This window comes from Streptomyces sp. NPDC001135, from assembly GCF_053598395.1.
This window is the reverse complement of record NZ_JBSFKD010000030.1, coordinates 47,674-64,194: the sequence shown is the minus strand read 5'-3', so window position 1 is coordinate 64,194 and position 16,521 is coordinate 47,674. Positions and strand designations below refer to the sequence as shown.

Annotated in this window: 16 protein-coding genes; 7 read left to right on the top strand and 9 right to left on the bottom strand. The window is 72.2% G+C overall.

Annotated elements, in window-relative coordinates; translation table 11 throughout:
- Positions 1–67: 67 nt before the first annotated feature.
- Positions 68–1,267, bottom strand: coding sequence for an epoxide hydrolase family protein (locus tag ACWC94_RS30690; protein WP_450800483.1), 1,200 nt, complete (start codon positions 1,265–1,267; stop codon positions 68–70).
- Between the two features lie 121 nt (positions 1,268–1,388).
- On the opposite strand from ACWC94_RS30690, the gene ACWC94_RS30685 reads away from it, so the two are divergent.
- Complete coding sequence (locus ACWC94_RS30685; RefSeq protein ID WP_450800481.1) at positions 1,389–1,871, top strand: VOC family protein; 483 nt, start codon at positions 1,389–1,391, stop codon at positions 1,869–1,871.
- Positions 1,872–1,926: 55 nt separating this feature from the next.
- Here the strand turns inward: ACWC94_RS30685 and ACWC94_RS30680 are convergent, their stop codons facing one another.
- Genes ACWC94_RS30680 through ACWC94_RS30665 form a run of 4 tightly spaced genes read right to left on the bottom strand, consistent with a single transcriptional unit; the run spans position 1,927 to position 6,332 of the window.
- The gene (locus ACWC94_RS30680) at positions 1,927–2,835 is read right to left on the bottom strand and encodes an aminoglycoside phosphotransferase family protein (protein ID WP_450800480.1); all 909 of its coding nucleotides are present in this window, start codon (positions 2,833–2,835) and stop codon (positions 1,927–1,929) included.
- A gap of 54 nt (positions 2,836–2,889) precedes the next feature.
- Positions 2,890–3,768: a geranyl diphosphate 2-C-methyltransferase gene (locus ACWC94_RS30675; RefSeq protein WP_450800479.1), complete on the bottom strand. Its 879-nt coding sequence runs from the start codon at positions 3,766–3,768 to the stop codon at positions 2,890–2,892.
- A 54-nt stretch (positions 3,769–3,822) separates the two neighbouring features.
- The gene (locus ACWC94_RS30670; protein WP_450800478.1) at positions 3,823–4,875 is read right to left on the bottom strand and encodes a family 2 encapsulin nanocompartment cargo protein terpene cyclase; all 1,053 of its coding nucleotides are present in this window, start codon (positions 4,873–4,875) and stop codon (positions 3,823–3,825) included.
- Positions 4,876–4,889: 14 nt separating this feature from the next.
- Positions 4,890–6,332 (bottom strand): family 2B encapsulin nanocompartment shell protein, encoded by a 1,443-nt coding sequence (locus tag ACWC94_RS30665; protein ID WP_450800477.1) that lies wholly within the window; start codon positions 6,330–6,332, stop codon positions 4,890–4,892.
- A gap of 405 nt (positions 6,333–6,737) precedes the next feature.
- Between ACWC94_RS30665 and ACWC94_RS30660 the strand changes: the two genes are divergently transcribed.
- Positions 6,738–7,532 (top strand): VOC family protein, encoded by a 795-nt coding sequence (locus ACWC94_RS30660; protein WP_450800476.1) that lies wholly within the window; start codon positions 6,738–6,740, stop codon positions 7,530–7,532.
- A gap of 61 nt (positions 7,533–7,593) precedes the next feature.
- Entirely contained in the window at positions 7,594–8,286 is a 693-nt protein-coding gene (locus ACWC94_RS30655; RefSeq protein WP_450800474.1) for a ribonuclease H family protein, read from the top strand.
- A 9-nt stretch (positions 8,287–8,295) separates the two neighbouring features.
- Here the strand turns inward: ACWC94_RS30655 and melC2 are convergent, their stop codons facing one another.
- Positions 8,296–9,117, bottom strand: a complete 822-nt coding sequence (gene melC2, locus ACWC94_RS30650) for a tyrosinase MelC2 (protein ID WP_450800473.1) — start codon at positions 9,115–9,117, stop codon at positions 8,296–8,298.
- A 35-nt stretch (positions 9,118–9,152) separates the two neighbouring features.
- Positions 9,153–9,533: an apotyrosinase chaperone MelC1 gene (melC1, locus tag ACWC94_RS30645; RefSeq protein ID WP_450800472.1), complete on the bottom strand. Its 381-nt coding sequence runs from the start codon at positions 9,531–9,533 to the stop codon at positions 9,153–9,155.
- A gap of 588 nt (positions 9,534–10,121) precedes the next feature.
- Between melC1 and ACWC94_RS30640 the strand changes: the two genes are divergently transcribed.
- The 4 genes from ACWC94_RS30640 to ACWC94_RS30625 all read left to right on the top strand — a co-directional run bounded on the left by ACWC94_RS30640 (position 10,122) and on the right by ACWC94_RS30625 (position 14,831).
- Positions 10,122–11,606, top strand: a complete 1,485-nt coding sequence (locus ACWC94_RS30640; protein WP_450800470.1) for an MFS transporter — start codon at positions 10,122–10,124, stop codon at positions 11,604–11,606.
- The gene (locus tag ACWC94_RS30635; RefSeq protein ID WP_450800469.1) at positions 11,603–12,193 is read left to right on the top strand and encodes a TetR/AcrR family transcriptional regulator; all 591 of its coding nucleotides are present in this window, start codon (positions 11,603–11,605) and stop codon (positions 12,191–12,193) included. The genes ACWC94_RS30640 and ACWC94_RS30635 overlap by 4 nt, the downstream gene beginning before the upstream one ends.
- A 1,053-nt stretch (positions 12,194–13,246) precedes the next feature.
- Complete coding sequence (locus tag ACWC94_RS30630) at positions 13,247–14,230, top strand: aldo/keto reductase (RefSeq protein WP_450800468.1); 984 nt, start codon at positions 13,247–13,249, stop codon at positions 14,228–14,230.
- 52 nt (positions 14,231–14,282) lie between these two features.
- Positions 14,283–14,831: a DUF6328 family protein gene (locus tag ACWC94_RS30625; RefSeq protein ID WP_450800467.1), complete on the top strand. Its 549-nt coding sequence runs from the start codon at positions 14,283–14,285 to the stop codon at positions 14,829–14,831.
- 81 nt (positions 14,832–14,912) lie between these two features.
- Here ACWC94_RS30625 and ACWC94_RS30620 read toward each other — a convergent pair whose 3' ends face one another.
- Positions 14,913–15,338 carry an SsgA family sporulation/cell division regulator gene (locus ACWC94_RS30620; protein ID WP_450800466.1) on the bottom strand — a complete coding sequence of 142 codons (426 nt, stop codon included), beginning with the start codon at positions 15,336–15,338 and terminating at the stop codon, positions 14,913–14,915.
- 62 nt (positions 15,339–15,400) lie between these two features.
- The gene (locus ACWC94_RS30615; RefSeq protein ID WP_450800465.1) at positions 15,401–16,450 is read right to left on the bottom strand and encodes a hypothetical protein; all 1,050 of its coding nucleotides are present in this window, start codon (positions 16,448–16,450) and stop codon (positions 15,401–15,403) included.
- Between the last annotated feature and the right edge of the window lie 71 nt (positions 16,451–16,521).

Sequence of the window (16,521 nt, the reverse complement as noted above, 5' to 3'; positions counted from 1 at the left end):
CGGGCTGCCCGGACCTTCCCGGCCCCCTGCCTCGTAAGGGGGCCGGGGGCTCTGCCCCGCGGGCGGGTCACTTCTCGCGGAGTTGGCGGAAGAACGCTCGGATGTCGGTGATCAGGAGGTCCGGTTCCTCCATGGCCGCGAAGTGGCCGCCGCGGTCGAACTCGGTCCAGCGGACCAGGTTCTCGGTGCGCTCCGCCTTGTGCCGCAGCGGCATCTGGGGGTCGGCCGGGAACACGGCCAGGGCCGTCGGTGCCGTCGACGGCTCGGCCGGCTGCCACGCCCGGTCGCCGGTGACGTGGGCCCGCTCGTAATAGATGCGGGCGGACGAACCGGCCGTACCGGTCAGCCAGTACAGCATCACGTTGGTCAGCAGACGGTCCCGGTCCACCGCCTCCTCCGGGAGCTCCTCGCAGTCCGCCCACTCCCGGAACTTCTCCACGATCCAGGCGAGTTGACCGACGGGCGAGTCCGTCAGCGCGTAGGCCAGGGTGTGCGGGCGGGTGGACTGCAGGGCGGCGTACCCGGCGCCGTCCCGCAACCACGCGTCCCACCGGCGCCAGGACCGCAGCGTCCGCTCCCGCTCCTCGGGCCCGAGCGCGGCCAACTCCTCCTCGCCGGGCTCGGTGGCCGCCTGCGCGCCCGGCAGCAGATTGAGGTGGACGCCGATCACCCGGTCCGGATGGACGCGCCCCAGTTCGCGCGAGATCCCCGCGCCCCAGTCGCCGCCCTGCAGCCCGAACCGCTCGTAGCCGAGCCGCCGCATCAGCTCCGCCCAGGCGTCGGCCACCCGGCGTGCCTCCCAGCCCCGCTCGGTGGTGGGCCCGGACAGCCCGAAGCCGGGAATGCTCGGCACCACGACGTGGAAGGCGTCGGCCGCGTCCCCGCCGTGCGCCACGGGGTCGGTGAGCGGGTCGACCACGTCCAGGAACTCCACGATCGAGCCCGGCCAGCCATGGGTGAGCACCAACGGTGTGGCGTCCGGCTCCGGGGAGCGGATGTGGGCGAAGTGGACGACGGCGCCGTCGATCCGGGTGGTGAACTGCGGCCACCGGTTCAACTCGCTCTCGGCGGCGCGCCAGTCGTACTCGTGCCGCCAGTACCGGACCAGCTCCCGCAGATAGCCGGCCGGAACGCCGTACTCCCAGCCGGCTCCGGGCAGCTCGGCCGGCCAGCGGGTGCGGTCGAGACGGTCGTACAGGTCGTCGAGGTCGCTCTGCGGGACGGACAGCCGGAAGGGTTCGATGCGTTCTGCAGGCGTGGAGGTCATGATCGGGATGCTAGGCGGGGACGCCGTTCACCCGCCCGGATTATTCGGCGGGCCGGCCGATGAGTTTCGCCGCGAGGATCGGTCGACACCGGTGACCGCGTTCCCCGCCCAGGAGGTACTCATGACCGCCGAAGGATTCACCACCTGTCTCTGGTTCGACGGCCGGGCCGAGGAAGCCGCGCAGTTCTACGTGTCGGTCTTCAAGAACTCGAGCATCGGCCGCATCGGCCGCCACACCGAGGCCGGTCCCGGCCCGGCCGGCTCCGTGCTGGTCGTCGAGTTCACGGCCAACGGCCAGAAGTTCGTCGCGCTCAACGGCGGCCCCCAGTTCACGTTCAACGAGGCCATCTCCTTCCAGATCCTGTGCGCCGACCAGGACGAGATCGACCACTACTGGAACAAACTCACCGAGAACGGCGGCGAGGGCGGCCCCTGCGGCTGGCTCAGGGACAAGTTCGGCGTCTCCTGGCAGGTCGTCTACGACCGGATGCCCGACCTGCTCGGCGACCCCGACCAGGAGAAGGCGGCCCGCACCATGAAGGCCATGATGAGCATGGGGAAGCTGGACGTCGCCGCGCTGGAGAGGGCGTACGCGGGGGAGTAGCGGCCACTGTGTGGCACGGCCCCTCGGCCCTGGCCCAGCTCCTCGGCCCTCCGCCTCACCCGGCCTCGGCGAGGATCTCGGTGATCACATGCCGGGAGTTCTCCGCCAGGGCCGGGTTGGTGTCCCAGTAGTACGGCAGCTGGATGAGCGAGACCGACAGCGCCCAGCCCCTGCCCCGCGCCCATTCCGCGTCGTCGGCGCCGACGGCCGCGCGGAAGATGTCCCGGGCGGACGCGGGCAGCAGGTTCCAGGCCACGATCAGATCGACGGCCGGGTCACCCACTCCCGCGCAGCCGAAGTCGATGACCGCGCTCAGCCGGCCCTCGTCGACCAGCACGTTCCCCGGGGAGAGGTCCCCGTGCGCCCACACCGGCGGCCCGGTGTGGGCCGGGACGCGCAGGGACTGCTCCCACAGGGCCCTGACCGCGCCGCCGCGGACCCGTCCGCCCAGCTCGGCGACGGCGGCCCGGGTGGGCTCGTCCCGGTCCCGCAGCGGGCCGCCCCGGTACCCGGGCGGCCCGCCCTGCGGGGCGATCCGGCGCAGCGTGCGCACGAACGACCCGAGGTCCCGGGCGAGCCGCTCCGGCTCGGTTACGGCGCCCGCCACCGGATTGCGCCCCGGCAGCCAGCGGTAGACGGACCAGGGCCACGGATACCCCTCGTCCGGCTCGCCGACGCCCACCGGTTCGGGCACGGCGAACGGCAGCAGCGGCCCGAGCCGGGGCAGCCAGCGCTGCTCGTGCGTCAGGTCCGGCACGGCGCCGGGCCGCCGGGGCAGCCGTACCAGCAGGTCGCTGCCGAGACGGAACATGGCGTTCTCGGTTCCCGAGGACGCGAGGCGCCGTACGGGCAGCGCGGCCCAGTGCGGGAACCGGTGGGCGATCAGGCGTTGGACCAGCGGGGCGTCGAGGTCGGCCTCGTCCGCGTGCATCTTCGGCGGAGTCCGGTTGTCATGGGTGGTCATCGGAGCCCATGACAACGCCTCGAAGCCCTCGCTGTCCACGCGGTTTCTCCGGGTTCAGACCCGGTCGGCCGCGATCAGCAGGTACTGGAAGCTGCCGTTGCGGTAGGCGTCGAGGAACGTGTCCTCGATGCCCGTGACCAGATGGTCGGCCTGCTTGCGCAGCTCCCAGTAGGGGATCGTGGCCTCGGTCAGATCCTCGACGTGCACCGGCACCAGGCGGTTGCGGGCCATCGCCCTGAAGTACTCCGAGCGCGGGTGGATGTCGCAGATGTAGTGGGCGTTGATCAGGGACACCTCGCGCGAGGCCTGTCCGTAGGTGTCGTTGTAGCAGCCGGTGATCACCACATAGCGTCCGCCGCGGCGCAGCAGCCGGGCGTGCTCGGCGAACAGCAGGTCCAGCTCGACGTACATGGTGGACTCGTTGTTCCACGACGCCGCGAACGCGCCCGACGGGAAGCCGGTGTCGAGCATGTTGCGGTGGTGGTAGCGCACGTGGTCGTCGATGCCCCGCGCGCGGGCCTGCTCGTTCGCGAACTCGGCCTGCTTGGCGGAGATCGTCACGCCGTCCGCGTGGCAGCCGTAGCGCAGGTGCGCCACGACGCTGCCGCCGCCCCGGCCGCAACCGGCGTCGAAGACCCGGTCGGCGGGGGCCAGCGGCCCGAGGTGGGCGGTGAGCAGTTCGGCCTGGGCGTGTTCCAGGCGGTGCAGTTCCGCGGTGACGCGCGCACGGCGCCGGTCCGGATCGGCCTCGTCGAGGACCGAGCGGTCGGCCTCTCCGATGCCGTAGTGGTGGTGGTACAGATCGTCGATCTTGCCGAGTTCGAGGTTGACCGGGTTCTCCTCGGCGTTCCAGTAGTCCGCGACCCGGCTCTGGTAGATGGACTGGGTCGGGACCGGAGCGGGCGTGGTCCGGGCGGCGGGGGCAGTGGTCAACGAGGACTCCTCTGAGCGGTGCGTGACGGTGTTTCGCGAGTGGCGGTCGTGCGGTTACCAGTAGTCGGGCAGGTGGTAGCGGTGGGTGTTGGTGGCGTGCCACTCGTGGTTGCCGGACACCCAGGCGGCGAGCCCCTGGGCGTAGCGCTCCACCAGCGGCGAGGTGGCGGACAGGAGAGCCGCCTCCTCCTCGAAGGCCGCCATGATCCGGTTGTGGATCTCGACGGACTTCAGGTAGGCGGCCTTCAGACCGCGCCGCTCGTTGGCGGCGACGACCTGCGGCAGGTTCAGGTGCGTGGGATCGCTGGCCAGTTCCTTGGTGAAGGAGTACAGGTCGTTGACGATCGTGGTGGCGTTGGAGGCCAAGGCGGTGATCCGCTGGATCTCGGGGCGTGCGTAGACCTGTTCGGGCAGTTCGTAGCCGTCCACGGCGTCGACGAGTGACAGACACGGGCGGAAGTTGTTGAACTGCCGCATCACCAGGTACTCCCAGACCCGCGGCACGTACTTCGTCTCCATCCAGGCGGCCTCGCCCAGATAGCCCAGGTGCAGCCGGGCGATGTCGTGCACGAACCGGTCGGTCTGGCTGGGAGTGGCGAAGGCCGCGTAGTCCACGAGGGCGAAGTGGTACGAGCGCAGCGGGCCGTCGGCCTGGATGCCGTGGCGCCACTCCGCCTCCAGCTCCGGGATGCCGTGGTAGGGGTCGAGCGCCGACTGGGCGATGACCAGCGGGCCGCCCAGACCGCGCCGTGATCCGCCTCTGCCCTCGTCCTCCTCGCAGTAGCAGGAGTCGACGATGTTCTCGGCGAGCAGCAGTTTCCCGGCGGCGGTGAGACGGTCCAGGTCCAGGCCGCCCGGATGCTGGAGTACGACGGCCCGGCCGAACTGGAAGCCGGAGAAGTCTCCGTTCCAGGCCGTGGGAAACAGGTCCAGCTCCCGGGCCCAGGTCTCCAGCCGGCGGTCGATCTCGGCCGCCTTCTCCGGGTCGGCGGGAGCGGCCGGCTGGTGGTGCAGTCCGGGGATCGCCCCGGTGCGGCGGGGCCTGCGCAGACTCTGGGCGATGTTGGGCGGCCCGGGCAGCGTGTAGGAGGGGGCGGGCGTGCTCATGGAGGGCTCGGACGTCATTCGGGGAACCGGCCGATCTGCACGTTCTCCAGGATTCCGGCCGCGTCGGGCACCAGGATGGCCATCGAGTAGTAGGCGGTCACGAGGTAGTTGACGATCGCGGCCGTGTCGATGCCCATGAACCGGACGTTCAGGCCCGGCTGGTACTCCTCCGGGATGCCGGTCTGGTACAGGCCGATCACGCCCTGGTCGGCCTCGCCGGTGCGCAGCGCGATGATGCTCGTGGTGTGGTCGTCGCTGATTGGGATCTTGCTGCACGGGAAGATCGGCACCCCGCGCCACGCCGGCACCTCGTGGCCGTCGACGCTCGCGGTGCCGGGCACCAGACCGCGCCGGTTGCACTGCCGGAAGAACGCCGCGATCGCCTTGGGATGGGCGAGGAACACCTTGGTCTTGCGCCGCATCGACAGCAGCTCGTCCAGGTCGTCCGGCACCGGCGGTCCGGTGAAGGTGCTGATCCGCTGGCCGTAGTCGACGTTGTGCAGCAGCCCGAACTCCCGGTTGTTGACCAGCTCCCACTCCTGGCGCTCGCGGATCTCCTCGACGGTCAGCCGGAGCTGCTGCGCGGTCTGGTCCATGGGATGGTTGTAGAGATCGGCGACCCGGGTGTGCACCCGCAGCACGGTCTGGGTGAGGGACAACTCGTACTCACGCGGGGCGAGTTCGTAGTCCACGAAGCCGCCGGGCAGCGTGGGTTCGCCGACATGGCCGGCCTGCACCGGCACCTCGGCCTCGCCCTTGCGGTTCATCGGCCGGTTCTGCCGCTCGACGTACGCCCGCAGGTGTGCGGCGAGGGACGGCACCCGCTCGGTGAACTCCTGCACCACGGCCCAGGGCAACGCGAGGACCACGCCCGAGGTCTCGGCCCGCACCGAGGCCAGCCACAGCGGGTCGGACTGGCCGACCGCCTCGTCGCCCATCTGGTCGCCGTCGGTGACGACCCCGGTGATCTCCTCGTCGCCGTACTTGCCGGCGGTGTAGCGGGTGAACCGGCCGTGCACGACCAGGTAGGCCTCCGTCACCGGCTGACCCGCCTCGAACAGCACCTGCCCGGCGCGCACCTCGCGGGGCTGGAAGCGCTCGGCGATCTCCCGCAGCACGTCGGTGTCCTCGTAGCCGCGCAGGATCGGCAGCTCGGTCAGCGTCTCCGGGATGACCCGGATGTCGTCGGCGCCGTTGTGCTCGAAGTGCACCCGGCCGCGCCCCGTACGCAGTGTCAGGCGGCGGTTGACCCGGTAGGCGCCGCCCTTGACGTCCACCCACGGCAGGGTCTTCAGCAGCCATCGTGAGGTGATGGCCTGCATCTGCGGTTCGGACTTGGTGGTCGTGGTGAGCTGGCGGGCCGCCCGGGTGCTCAGACTGGTGAGCTGCCCGTCGGCCCCGGGATCGGGGGCGGGTTCGTCTACGGCGGGACCGGTGGCGCTGTCCGGTGTGGTCACGTTCCCCTCCAGCAGGGCGATGAACAGGGGTGACTGGATCGATCGGTGGTGTGCCAGGTGGTGGTGTGCACGGACAGCCAAACAGGCCGCATGATCGCCGGGAAAGGCGTGAAAAGGGGCGCTTTCATTCCCCGGTGGTGCAAACCCGCCAATGGCGGCAACAGGACGGCGCGTGGCGGGGGCGCGCGCCGGACCTCCGCCTCCACGCTCGTGGTTCGCGCGCGTTCCCACCGGTCCGGTACAGGGCAGGGTCACCCTCCGTGACGACCGGCACGGGTCGGCGGCGGCCCGGCGGTCCCGCCCGCTCGGCGCGCGGCCCGAGGGCCGGATGGCTAGCGTGAGCTTCGGGACACACCGACTGTGGCGGGGGACCATCCGTACGGGACGCAGACGAGGAGGGCGAGCATGGCCGTGCAACCCGAGGGAACGCCCTGTTGGGCCGATGCGATGTTCAGCGACGTCGAGGGAGCCAAACGGTTCTACGCCGACGTCCTCGGCTGGACCTTCGGCGAGTCGTCGTCGGAGTACGGCAACTACACGCAGGCCTACGCGGAGGGCAAGGCGGTGGCCGCCGTCGTCCCGCCCATGCCCGGCCAGGAGGGCCAGTCTCAGTGGTGCCTCTACTTCGCCTCGCCGGACGCCGCCGCCACCGCGGAGAAGATCCGCGAGAACGGCGGCGAGGTGCTGATGGAGCCGATGCAGGTCGGTGACTTCGGCACGATGTGTCTGGCCCGGGAACCCAGCGGAGCCGTGTTCGGCGTCTGGCAGGGGGGCACCCACGAGGGGTTCGAGGCGACGGCGGTCCCGGGCGCCTACTGCTGGGCCGAGGTCTTCACGCGTGAGCCCGAGAAGGCCGACACCTTCTTCTCCGCCGTCTTCCCGTACCGGATGAAGCAGATCGAGGACCACGCCGTGGACTTCCGGATGTTCGACGTGGGGGAGAACACCGTCCTCGGCCGGATGCGGATGACCGACGACTTCCCGCCCGAGGTGCCGTCGTACATCAATGTCTACTTCACCGTCGACGACTGCGACGAGGCCGTCGCGCGCGCCACCAAGCTCGGCGGTGTCCTCCGCTTCGGGCCTATGAGCAGCCCGTTCGGCCGGTTCGCGGCCCTCAGTGATCCGCAGGGCGCGAACTTCTCCGTGATCGACATCGCGACCACGGAAGGGGAGATGCCGACCGTCACGGACGTCTGACCGGCCGCCCCGGCCGGGCCGCCCTCGGCACGACGCGGCATGGCCCCCGCCTGGCCATGGCATGATCGGGCACATGCGTGAACGTGTGGTGGCCGCGTGCGACGGGGCTTCGAAGGGAAACCCGGGACCGGCCGGATGGGCGTGGGTGATCTCCGACGACGAGCGGACCGCCGCCCGCTGGGAGGCTGGCCCGCTCGGCCGGGCCACCAACAACGTCGCCGAACTCACCGCTCTGGAGCGGCTGCTCACGGCCGTCGCGCCGGACGTGCCGCTGGAGGTCCGCATGGACTCCCAGTACGCGATGAAGGCGGTCACCACCTGGCTGCCCGGCTGGAAGCGCAACGGCTGGAAGACCGCGGCCGGCAAGCCCGTCGCCAACCAGGACCTGGTCGTCCGTATCGACGCGCTCCTCGACGGCCGGACCGTCGACTTCCGGTATGTCCCGGCCCACCAGGTCGACGGTGACCCGCTGAACGACTTCGCCGACCGTGCGGCCAGCCAGGCGGCCACCGCGCAGGAGGCGGCCGGCAGTGCGCTCGGTTCCCCGGAACCGCCGCCGTCCCCCGACACCCCGAAGGCGACGGCCCCGCGCAAGAAGGCACCCCGCCGCGCCGGCGCCGGGGCGTCCTCCCGCACGATCAAGGCGAAGTTCCCCGGCCGCTGTCTGTGCGGCCGCTCCTACGCGGCCGGTGAGTCCATCGCCAAGAACGCACAGGGCTGGGGCCACCCGGACTGCCGGACCGCTGAGGCCTGACCGGCCGTCTCAGCTGTCGAAGGTGTAGAACTTCGTGTGGTCCAGCAGATCCGCCGGGCGCATGTCGTTCCACGGCTTCATCGTCTCGTTCAGGTCCACGACGTCCGGCGTGCCGCCGGCCGGCACGTACGCCGCGCCCGGGTGCCGGCGCTGCCACTCTGCCCACAGCTTGTCGACGAAGGCGTGGTGCAGCCAGAACACCGGGTCGTTGGGGGAGACCCCGGTGGCCATCTGGCCGCCGACCCAGACGTGGACCCGGTTGTGCAGATTGACCCCGCGCCACCCCTCCAGGTGGTTGCGGAACCCGTCCGAGGCGCTGTTGTACGGCGCCATGTCGTAGGTCGGCAGGGACAGCACCGACTCCACCTCCGCGCGCGTCGGCAGCTCGCGCACACCGGTGCCGAGGGAGCGGCGCAGGAAGCCACGGCCGTCGACGCGTATGTTCATCGGCCAGTTGCCGGCGGAATCTGCGAACGGGCCGTCCATCACCCGGCCGTCGCTGCTGCGCCCGGTGCCGCCCAGGAAGTCGGGCGCCCACAGCGCGGCCCGCACCGTGCGGTCGGTACTCCAGTCCCAGTAGGGCAGCGCGACCGAGGAGTCCACCGACTGCAGCGCCTGTTCGAAGTCGAGCAGGAATCTGCGGTGCCAGGGCAGGAAGGACGGCGAGCGGTGGCCGGTCCGCTCGCCGGTGTCGGTGTCCGACATGATGAACGCGTTGTGCGTGCGGACGAACTCGTCGTAGCGTCCGTTGCGCTTGAGTTCGAGGACGGCGCCTACGAACCGGCGCTTCTCGTCGGCGGTCAGGGTGGCCTGGTTCTTGCGTACGGTCATGGTGCGCGATGCTCCCGGGGTCCTTGCGAGGGCGGTCAGTTGGCGGGGAAGGGCAGGAGCGGGGCGCCCTGCAGCTCGTCGACCGCGGCGCGGGCGGCGGCATGCGGGGTGGGTACCGGGTCGTAGTGGCTGACGACGCTGATCCAGCTGCTGTCGGCGTTGCGCATCAGGTGCAGCTGCACGCCGTCGATCAACACCTCGTAGCCGCCGCCGTGTTCGTGGTGGTGGCCGCCTCCCGTCATCGGACGGCCCTGTATCCGGCGGCCCTTGTAGACCTCGCTGAAGGTGTCCGGCATCGGCATGGTGTGGTCGTGTCCGGCGGCCGGGGCCGCCGGTGCCGCGAGGGTGGTGACGGTGGCCGTCGCGGCGAGGGCCGCCGTCGCGGTGAGCGCGCGGCGCCGGGTGAGGTCGGGCATGCGGGTCCTCCTGGAGGGTGTTGTTCCGGTGGTGACGACGCATGCCTATCGGGGGCTGGGTGACGGGGAGAAATCGCCCGGAAGCGGTTCGCTGGGATCCGGACAAGTGGTTACATGTCGTATCGCATTGAACAAAGATGATCTTGTCGTGTTCGGGTGGCGATCTCCTCCGGAACGGGGAATTCCTTGCCGGGCCGACCGCGATTCCGCCGATCCTTCCCGCCCGCCGTCCGTCCGAGTGGCCCGGCTCACCACGTCAGACTGACGCGATCGGGCGACCTGGCCGACCGCCACTCGCCGGAGGAACCGCACCCTCGCCGCGGACGGCGTGTACACCCACGGCCGGCTGCTCGCCGAGGCGTCGCGCTGGGGATTCGGCGGCCGTACGCACCGCTGCGTCGACGACCGCGTCGCCTCCCGGCTGCCGCCCGAGCCGGCCCTCGCCGATGTCCGCGCGCCGCGCCGGATCGACTCCCGCGGACGGCTCGAGAGCTCTCGCCCCGACTCCGCGCACGGGGTGAACAGCCATTCACCCACTAAGGTGAATTGTCATTCACCCCGCCGCGCACGCCGCCCGCAGGAGCGCCGATGGACCAGCCCGCCCCGATATCCGCACCCCCGGCCGGACCGGCCCCGCTGCGCAGCCGGCTCACCATCCCGGTGCTGGCGTCGGGCGGCATCCTCATGGCGGTCATGCAGACCGTCGTCGTCCCCCTGCTGCCGGACCTGCCCCGGCTCACCGGTGCCTCGGCCGCGGCGGTCTCCTGGACGGTCACCGCGACCCTGCTCTCCGGCGCCGTCCTGACCCCGGTGCTCGGCCGGGCCGGCGACATGTACGGCAAGCGCCGGGTGCTGATCGGTGCACTCGCCCTGATGACCGTCGGATCGGTCCTGTGCGCGCTGTCCTCCGACATCGGCGTGCTCATCACCGCCCGCGCCCTGCAGGGTGCCGCCGCCTCCGTCGTACCGCTGTCGATCAGCATCCTGCGGGACGAACTCCCGCCGGAGCGCCGGGGCTCGGCCGTGGCGCTGATGAGTTCCACGGTCGGCATCGGCGCCGCGCTCGGCCTGCCGCTCGCCGCACTCGTCGTGCAGTACGCCGACTGGCACACCATGTTCTGGCTCACCAGCGCCCTCGGCGCGCTCGGCGTCGCGGCGACCTGGTGGGCGGTCGGGGAGTCGCCCGTGCGGGAATCCGGCCGGTTCGACGTGGTGGGCGCGCTCGGTCTCGCCGTCGGCCTGGTCTGCCTGCTGCTGGGCGTCTCGCAGGGCGGCACCTGGGGCTGGGGGAGCGCCCGGGTCCTCGGACTGTTCCTCGGGGCCGCCGTCGTCCTCGCCCTGTGGTGCCGCCAGCAGCTGCGCACCGAACGGCCGCTGGTCGACCTGCGGTTGGCCGGCCGGCCGCGCGTGGGCCTGTCGCATGTGGCCGCCCTGCTGACCGGGTTCGCCTTCTACGCCAACTCACTGGTCACCGCCCAGCTGGTGCAGGCGCCCGAAGCCACCGGCTACGGCCTCGGCCTGTCGATCGTCGCCACCGGTCTGTGCCTGCTCCCCGGCGGTGTGACCATGCTGCTGTTCTCCCCGCTGTCGGCCCGGATCTCGGCCGCGCGCGGCCCCCGGATCACCCTCGCGCTGGGCGCCGCCGTCATCGCCTGCGGTTACGGGGTCCGCATCGCCGACAGCCGCCACCTGTGGATGATCATCGTGGGCGCCACCGTCGTGGCGACCGGGACCACGCTCGCCTACTCCGCGCTGCCGACCCTCATCCTGCGGGCCGTCCCCGCCGCGCAGACCGCCTCCGCCAACGGCGTCAACGTCCTGATGCGCACCATCGGCCAGGCCACCTCCAGCGCGGCCGTCGCGGCCGTGCTCGTGCATCACAGCGGCCAGGTCGGCGGCGTACCGGTCCCCACCCTGCACGGCTATCTGCTCGCGTTCGCGATGGCGGGCGCCGTCGCCCTCGCGGCCTGCGCCGCCGCCCTGTCCATCCCCGGCGACGGCCCCTCCGGCCGCCCCCGCCGCGCCGAGGGCACCCCGCGCGGCGCCCGCGACCAGGCCATGGAGGGAGCATGAGGGGCGTGAGCACTCCACCCGTACCGGGCGTCTCCGCCCGCCGTGACGCCGAGGCCACCAAGGCGGCCATCCTCAAAGCGGCCCGCCACCTCCTCGCCCGGCACGCGCACGCCGACATCACCCTCAGGGCCGTCGCCGAACGGGCCGGTGTCAGCCCGCCGCTGATCGTGAAGTACTTCGGCAACAAGGACGCCCTGTTCGCCCGCGTGATGTCCTTCGACACCGATGCGGACGCCCTGCTGGACGCGCCGCTCGCCGACCTCGGCCGGCACATGGCCCGGCATGTGCTGTCCAGCCAGCGCGAGCGCGGCGCCGACCCGCTGCTGCGCATCGCCTTCGCCCCCCTGCACGGCGACCACGGCGACATCCTGCGCACCAACTTCCGTACCCAGGTCACCGAACGCCTCGCCGCCCGGCTCACCGGCCCCGACCCGGGCCTGCGCGCCGAACTCGCCGTCGCCGCGCTCGTCGGCCTCGGCGTGATGTACGGCATCGCACGCGGCCCGCACCTGCGGGAGACCGACGTCGACACCATCGCCGACCACTACGGGCCGCTCGTGCAGACCCAGTTGACGCCGGGCGGCTGAGTCGGAGTGCCCCGTCCGGCCCCGTGAGCGGGGCCTGCGCGGCCCTGCGGAAGGACACGGCCGGCCGCTCGTCGTCGCCCGCGCGGGCGGCCGGGGCGACCCGGCCCGGCTCGGCACCGTGCGGCGGACCATGGCCGGGCCGGGACGGACACGGAGTCCGGACCGCCCGCCCGCGACCGCCGGCGACTGGCCCGGCGCGACGAGACCGCCGCGTACCGCCTCGCCGCGGAGGGGAGGCCGGGCCGGTCGCGGGCAGCCTCTGCCCGGACCGCGCACCGCTCGTTGGTGACTGGCTCGGCAGGGTGGGTCAGCCGCGTACCGCCTCGCGGTGGAGGGGAGGCCGGGCTGGTCGCGGGCGGCCTCTGTCCGGACTGCGTGCCGCTGGTCGGTGACTGGCTCGGCAGGGTGGGTCCGCAGGGGAGCGTCTCGGGGCGGAGGGGGGACGGGTCGGTCGCGGGCGGCCTCTGTCCGGACCGCGTGCCGCTGGTCGGTGACTGGCTCGGCAGGGTGGGTCCGCAGGGGAGCGTCTCGGGGCGGAGGGGGGACGGGTCGGCCGCGGGCGGCCTCCGGACCGCACCAGGGGAGGCCGCCGTCGCGCCGGCCGGCCGCGGCGTGCGGACCGCACCGGTCCGGCTCGCGCCGGGCGTGCACGGTCGCGGCGACCAGGGCTTCGTGCCGCGCCCGAGCGCGAGGGAGTTCGGCAGTGGCGACCGCAGGGACCAGGACGTGAAGCGCCTGCGCGACATGGAGGCCGACTTCATCGCGCCGCGCGTTCGAGGTGGCCGACACCGCCGGGTCGGCGCGATCAGCACCGTAACGGCGGCCGGCGCTGCGGCGGGGCGCAGCGGACCGCGTCGGCCGAAGGGGCCCGAACCTCCCCCAGAAGAAGACAAGTTGCCCGCCGCACGGTCGATCACCGCTCACGCCAGGCGCCGCTGCAGGGCTCCCCGCGCTCCGCCGGCCCCTGCCGCCCACATGGGTGAGGGAGACACGGCTTGCCCACCGGAGAGATCCGTTCCGCGTGCTCCTGGCGCCGGATGACAGACTGGCGCCATGGACGAACGCGCATTCCGCAGGTCGGGTCAGTGGGCATCGGTGGTCGGTCTCGGCACATGGCAGCTGGGCGCCGACTGGGGGGACGTGGACGACAAGGCGGCCCTGTCCGTCCTGGAGGCGGCGGCCGAGGCCGGGGTCACCTTCTTCGACACGGCCGACGTGTACGGCGACGGACGCAGCGAGGAGACCATCGCCTCCTTCCTGCGCGGTCGGCCCGACCTGCATGTGCTGGTGGCGACCAAGATGGGCCGCCGGGTCGAGCAGATCCCCGAGAACTACGTCCTGGACAACTTCCGGGCCTGGAACGACCGCTCGCGCCGCAACCTCGGCGTCGACCGCCTCGACCTGGTCCAGCTGCACTGCCCGCCGACGCCCGTCTACTCCCGCGACGCGGTGTTCGACGCCCTGGACACCCTGGTCGAGGAGGAGCGCGTCGCGGCCTACGGGGTGAGCGTGGAGACCTGCGCCGAGGCGCTCACCGCGATCGCCCGGCCGCACGTGGCGAGCGTGCAGATCATCCTCAACCCCTTCCGCATGAAGCCCCTGTACGAGGTGCTGCCCGCGGCCCGCGAGGCCGGCGTCGGCATCATCGCGCGGGTCCCGCTCGCCTCCGGCCTGCTGTCCGGCAAGTACACCAAGGACACGGTGTTCGCGGCCAACGACCACCGCACCTTCAACCGGCACGGCGAGCAGTTCGACCAGGGCGAGACCTTCTCCGGCGTCGACTACGGCACCGGGGTGGAGGCCGCCGCCGAGTTCGCCGCGCTCGCCCCCGAGGGGTACACCCCGGCCCAGCTGGCCCTGCGCTGGATCACCGAGCAGGACGGTGTGACCACGGTGATCCCCGGCGCCCGCAACCCGGAGCAGGCCCGCGCGAACGCCGCCGCCGCCAAGCTGCCCCCGCTGCCCGAGGAGACGGTCACCGCGATCCGCGAGCTGTACGAGCGGCGGATCAAGGACCAGGTCGAGCACCGTTGGTAGTCGCCGGGACACGCGTCGTTTGAACGAGCGGCACGGCGGTTACACGCACCGCATGACGCAGGAAGGACGGCGCAGGGGGCGCAACGAGACCGAGGAGGAGCGGGCCGACCGGATGTGGGTCGAACTCATCCAGGAGGTCCGTGTCGCCCAGACGGGTGTGCAGATCCTGTTCGGTTTCCTGCTGACCGTCGTCTTCCAGCCGAAGTACGCCACGCTGCCCCGCGCCGACCAGGTCATCTACATCGTGACCGTCGTCCTCGGCGCCTGCGCGACCGGCGCCCTCATCGGACCGGTGTCCCTGCACCGCCTGGTGTCCGGCCGCCGTGTGAAGCCGCAGGCGGTACGGCTCGCGTCCCGGATGACGTTCGTCGGCCTGGTCATGCTCCTGGTGACGATGACGTCCTCCCTGCTGCTGATCCTGCGGGTGGCCACCCACGACGGCTATGTGCCGTATCTGGTGGCGGCCGTCGTGGTCTGGTACCTGGTCTGCTGGTACGGCCTGCCGCTGTGGGCCCGCCACCGGCACACGACCCGCTCGTCCGACGGCACCGCGCACCCTGGGCCGGACGGCGGCACGCCGCCCGGCCGGGAACGGACGTAGGACCGGAGGGCCAGCGCCTCGTGAGGGAGTGGGCCGCCACGACCCCGCGGTCGCACCTCGCCGCCGCAGGCGTACGGTTGCTCAGCCCGCGGAGAGGATCTCGGCCACCAGTTCGTCGACCGGGACGCGTTCCCGGCCCGGCGGGACGATCCGGTGGGTCTCGCGCAGGAACGCGGCGACCGCGGGTGCCCAGGCGAACACCACCGCGCGGTGCCGGCTCCCGTCCGGCCGGACGTCCCCGAGGAACTCCATGCACAGCTCCTGCCACGCACCGGTCGCGGCCGGCCGCAGCCGCACGTCCCCGGCGCCGACCGGCCGGACCAGACCGTCGGAGAGCATCTCCCGGTCCAGCCGCCAGCAGGCCAGTACCCGGCCGTCGTGGCCGAAGACGGCGGTGACGGCGAACGGGTCGTCGGCGTCGTAACTGAGATGGGCCAGCACGGGGCACCGGCCGGTGCCTTCCGCGCGCAGCTGCACCACCAGGGTCTTGTGCACGAACGCGTTCATGCGAGGGCCTCCGGCAACAATCGGCGTAGAGCCCTCTAGTACCCCCGTGCCGCCCGGGATGCTCACCCGTGCGACTGATTCCCCGGATTCCCGCCGGCTCCGCGCAGCGCGGCCAGGCAGCCGCCGATGGCCTGCTGGAGTTCCTCCAGCCGCCGGACCATGTCGTCCTCGTAGAAGTCCTGGGCGTCGTCGAACGTCAGCTCCTCGAACGCCCTGGTCGCCTTCTGCAGGCTGCTGTAGAACTTCGTCCGGCGCTCCTGGACGCGCAGGCCGGGGTCGGCCTCGACCGCCTCGGCCACCAGCGACTTCATGGTGTCGTAGGCCTCGGTGGCCCACTCCCCGGTGTCCTCGCCGTCCTCCAGCTCGTCGATCAGCGACAGATGCCGCTCGGCCTCCTCGCGCAGCTCGGCCGGGGCCTCGACGGTCTGCCCGGCCGGGGTCCTGATCTGCCCGGACTCGGCGATCTGCCGGACGTACCCGATCCGGTCGGCGGCCCGGCTCTCGGTCGCGACGGCCTTCTTCAGGTCGTCGGTGCGTACGACGTCACGCGCCAGGTCCGCCTGCAGTTCGGGGTCCTCCCGCAGCCGGTCCAGCAGGGCGGAGCGGGCCGCGCGGGCGGTGGAGGGGTCGGCGAGGATCGCGGCGCGCAGCGCGGTCGGGTTCTCGGCGACCTCCAGTGCCTTGGTCGGGCGGATGCCCTCGGCCTCGGCGGCCTCGGCGATCGCGGTGCCGCGCTCGGAGGTCGCGCTGCTGCGGGAGACGTAGTAGCCGAGCCACACGTCCGCGTGCGGCAACTCCACCTCCTGACCCGGCTGAAGTGCCTCGAAGTGCGGGACGAGCCCGTCGTCGGCGGCCCGGTCCCAGGCCTTGTAGTAGCGCATGACCCGCTCCGGGGAGCAGCCCGCCAGCTGCGCGAACTCCTTCGCGGACACCTTCGGCGTCTCGCCCGCCGCCTGCCCGCCCGGGCGCACGCTGCGGGCCACCATCAGCGCGAAGGCCCACCCTCCGGTGCGCGCGTAGACGCCGAATTCGCGGGCGTCGCGCGCCACGAGGTCGGACAGCGGCGGCGCGGCCGGGGCGGACGTCTCGGACGGGTCGATGACCAGGGTCACGGATGACTCTCCTGCGAGGATGCTCAAGGGACCGCACCCGGGGGCGGACGCGGACAGGAAAGCCTATCGGG

Coding starts and splice junctions, on each gene's coding strand:
- melC1 (WP_450800472.1), bottom strand. CDS start 9,533: ATGCCCGACCTCACCCGGCGCCGCGCGCTCACCGCGACGGCGGCCCTC.
- ACWC94_RS30670 (WP_450800478.1), bottom strand. CDS start 4,875: ATGAGCACGCCCGCCCCCTCCTACACGCTGCCCGGGCCGCCCAACATC.
- melC2 (WP_450800473.1), bottom strand. CDS start 9,117: ATGACCGTACGCAAGAACCAGGCCACCCTGACCGCCGACGAGAAGCGC.
- ACWC94_RS30660 (WP_450800476.1), top strand. CDS start 6,738: ATGGCCGTGCAACCCGAGGGAACGCCCTGTTGGGCCGATGCGATGTTC.
- ACWC94_RS30625 (WP_450800467.1), top strand. CDS start 14,283: ATGACGCAGGAAGGACGGCGCAGGGGGCGCAACGAGACCGAGGAGGAG.
- ACWC94_RS30640 (WP_450800470.1), top strand. CDS start 10,122: ATGGACCAGCCCGCCCCGATATCCGCACCCCCGGCCGGACCGGCCCCG.
- ACWC94_RS30620 (WP_450800466.1), bottom strand. CDS start 15,338: ATGAACGCGTTCGTGCACAAGACCCTGGTGGTGCAGCTGCGCGCGGAA.
- ACWC94_RS30690 (WP_450800483.1), bottom strand. CDS start 1,267: ATGACCTCCACGCCTGCAGAACGCATCGAACCCTTCCGGCTGTCCGTC.
- ACWC94_RS30630 (WP_450800468.1), top strand. CDS start 13,247: ATGGACGAACGCGCATTCCGCAGGTCGGGTCAGTGGGCATCGGTGGTC.
- ACWC94_RS30635 (WP_450800469.1), top strand. CDS start 11,603: ATGAGGGGCGTGAGCACTCCACCCGTACCGGGCGTCTCCGCCCGCCGT.
- ACWC94_RS30680 (WP_450800480.1), bottom strand. CDS start 2,835: ATGACCACCCATGACAACCGGACTCCGCCGAAGATGCACGCGGACGAG.
- ACWC94_RS30685 (WP_450800481.1), top strand. CDS start 1,389: ATGACCGCCGAAGGATTCACCACCTGTCTCTGGTTCGACGGCCGGGCC.
- ACWC94_RS30655 (WP_450800474.1), top strand. CDS start 7,594: ATGATCGGGCACATGCGTGAACGTGTGGTGGCCGCGTGCGACGGGGCT.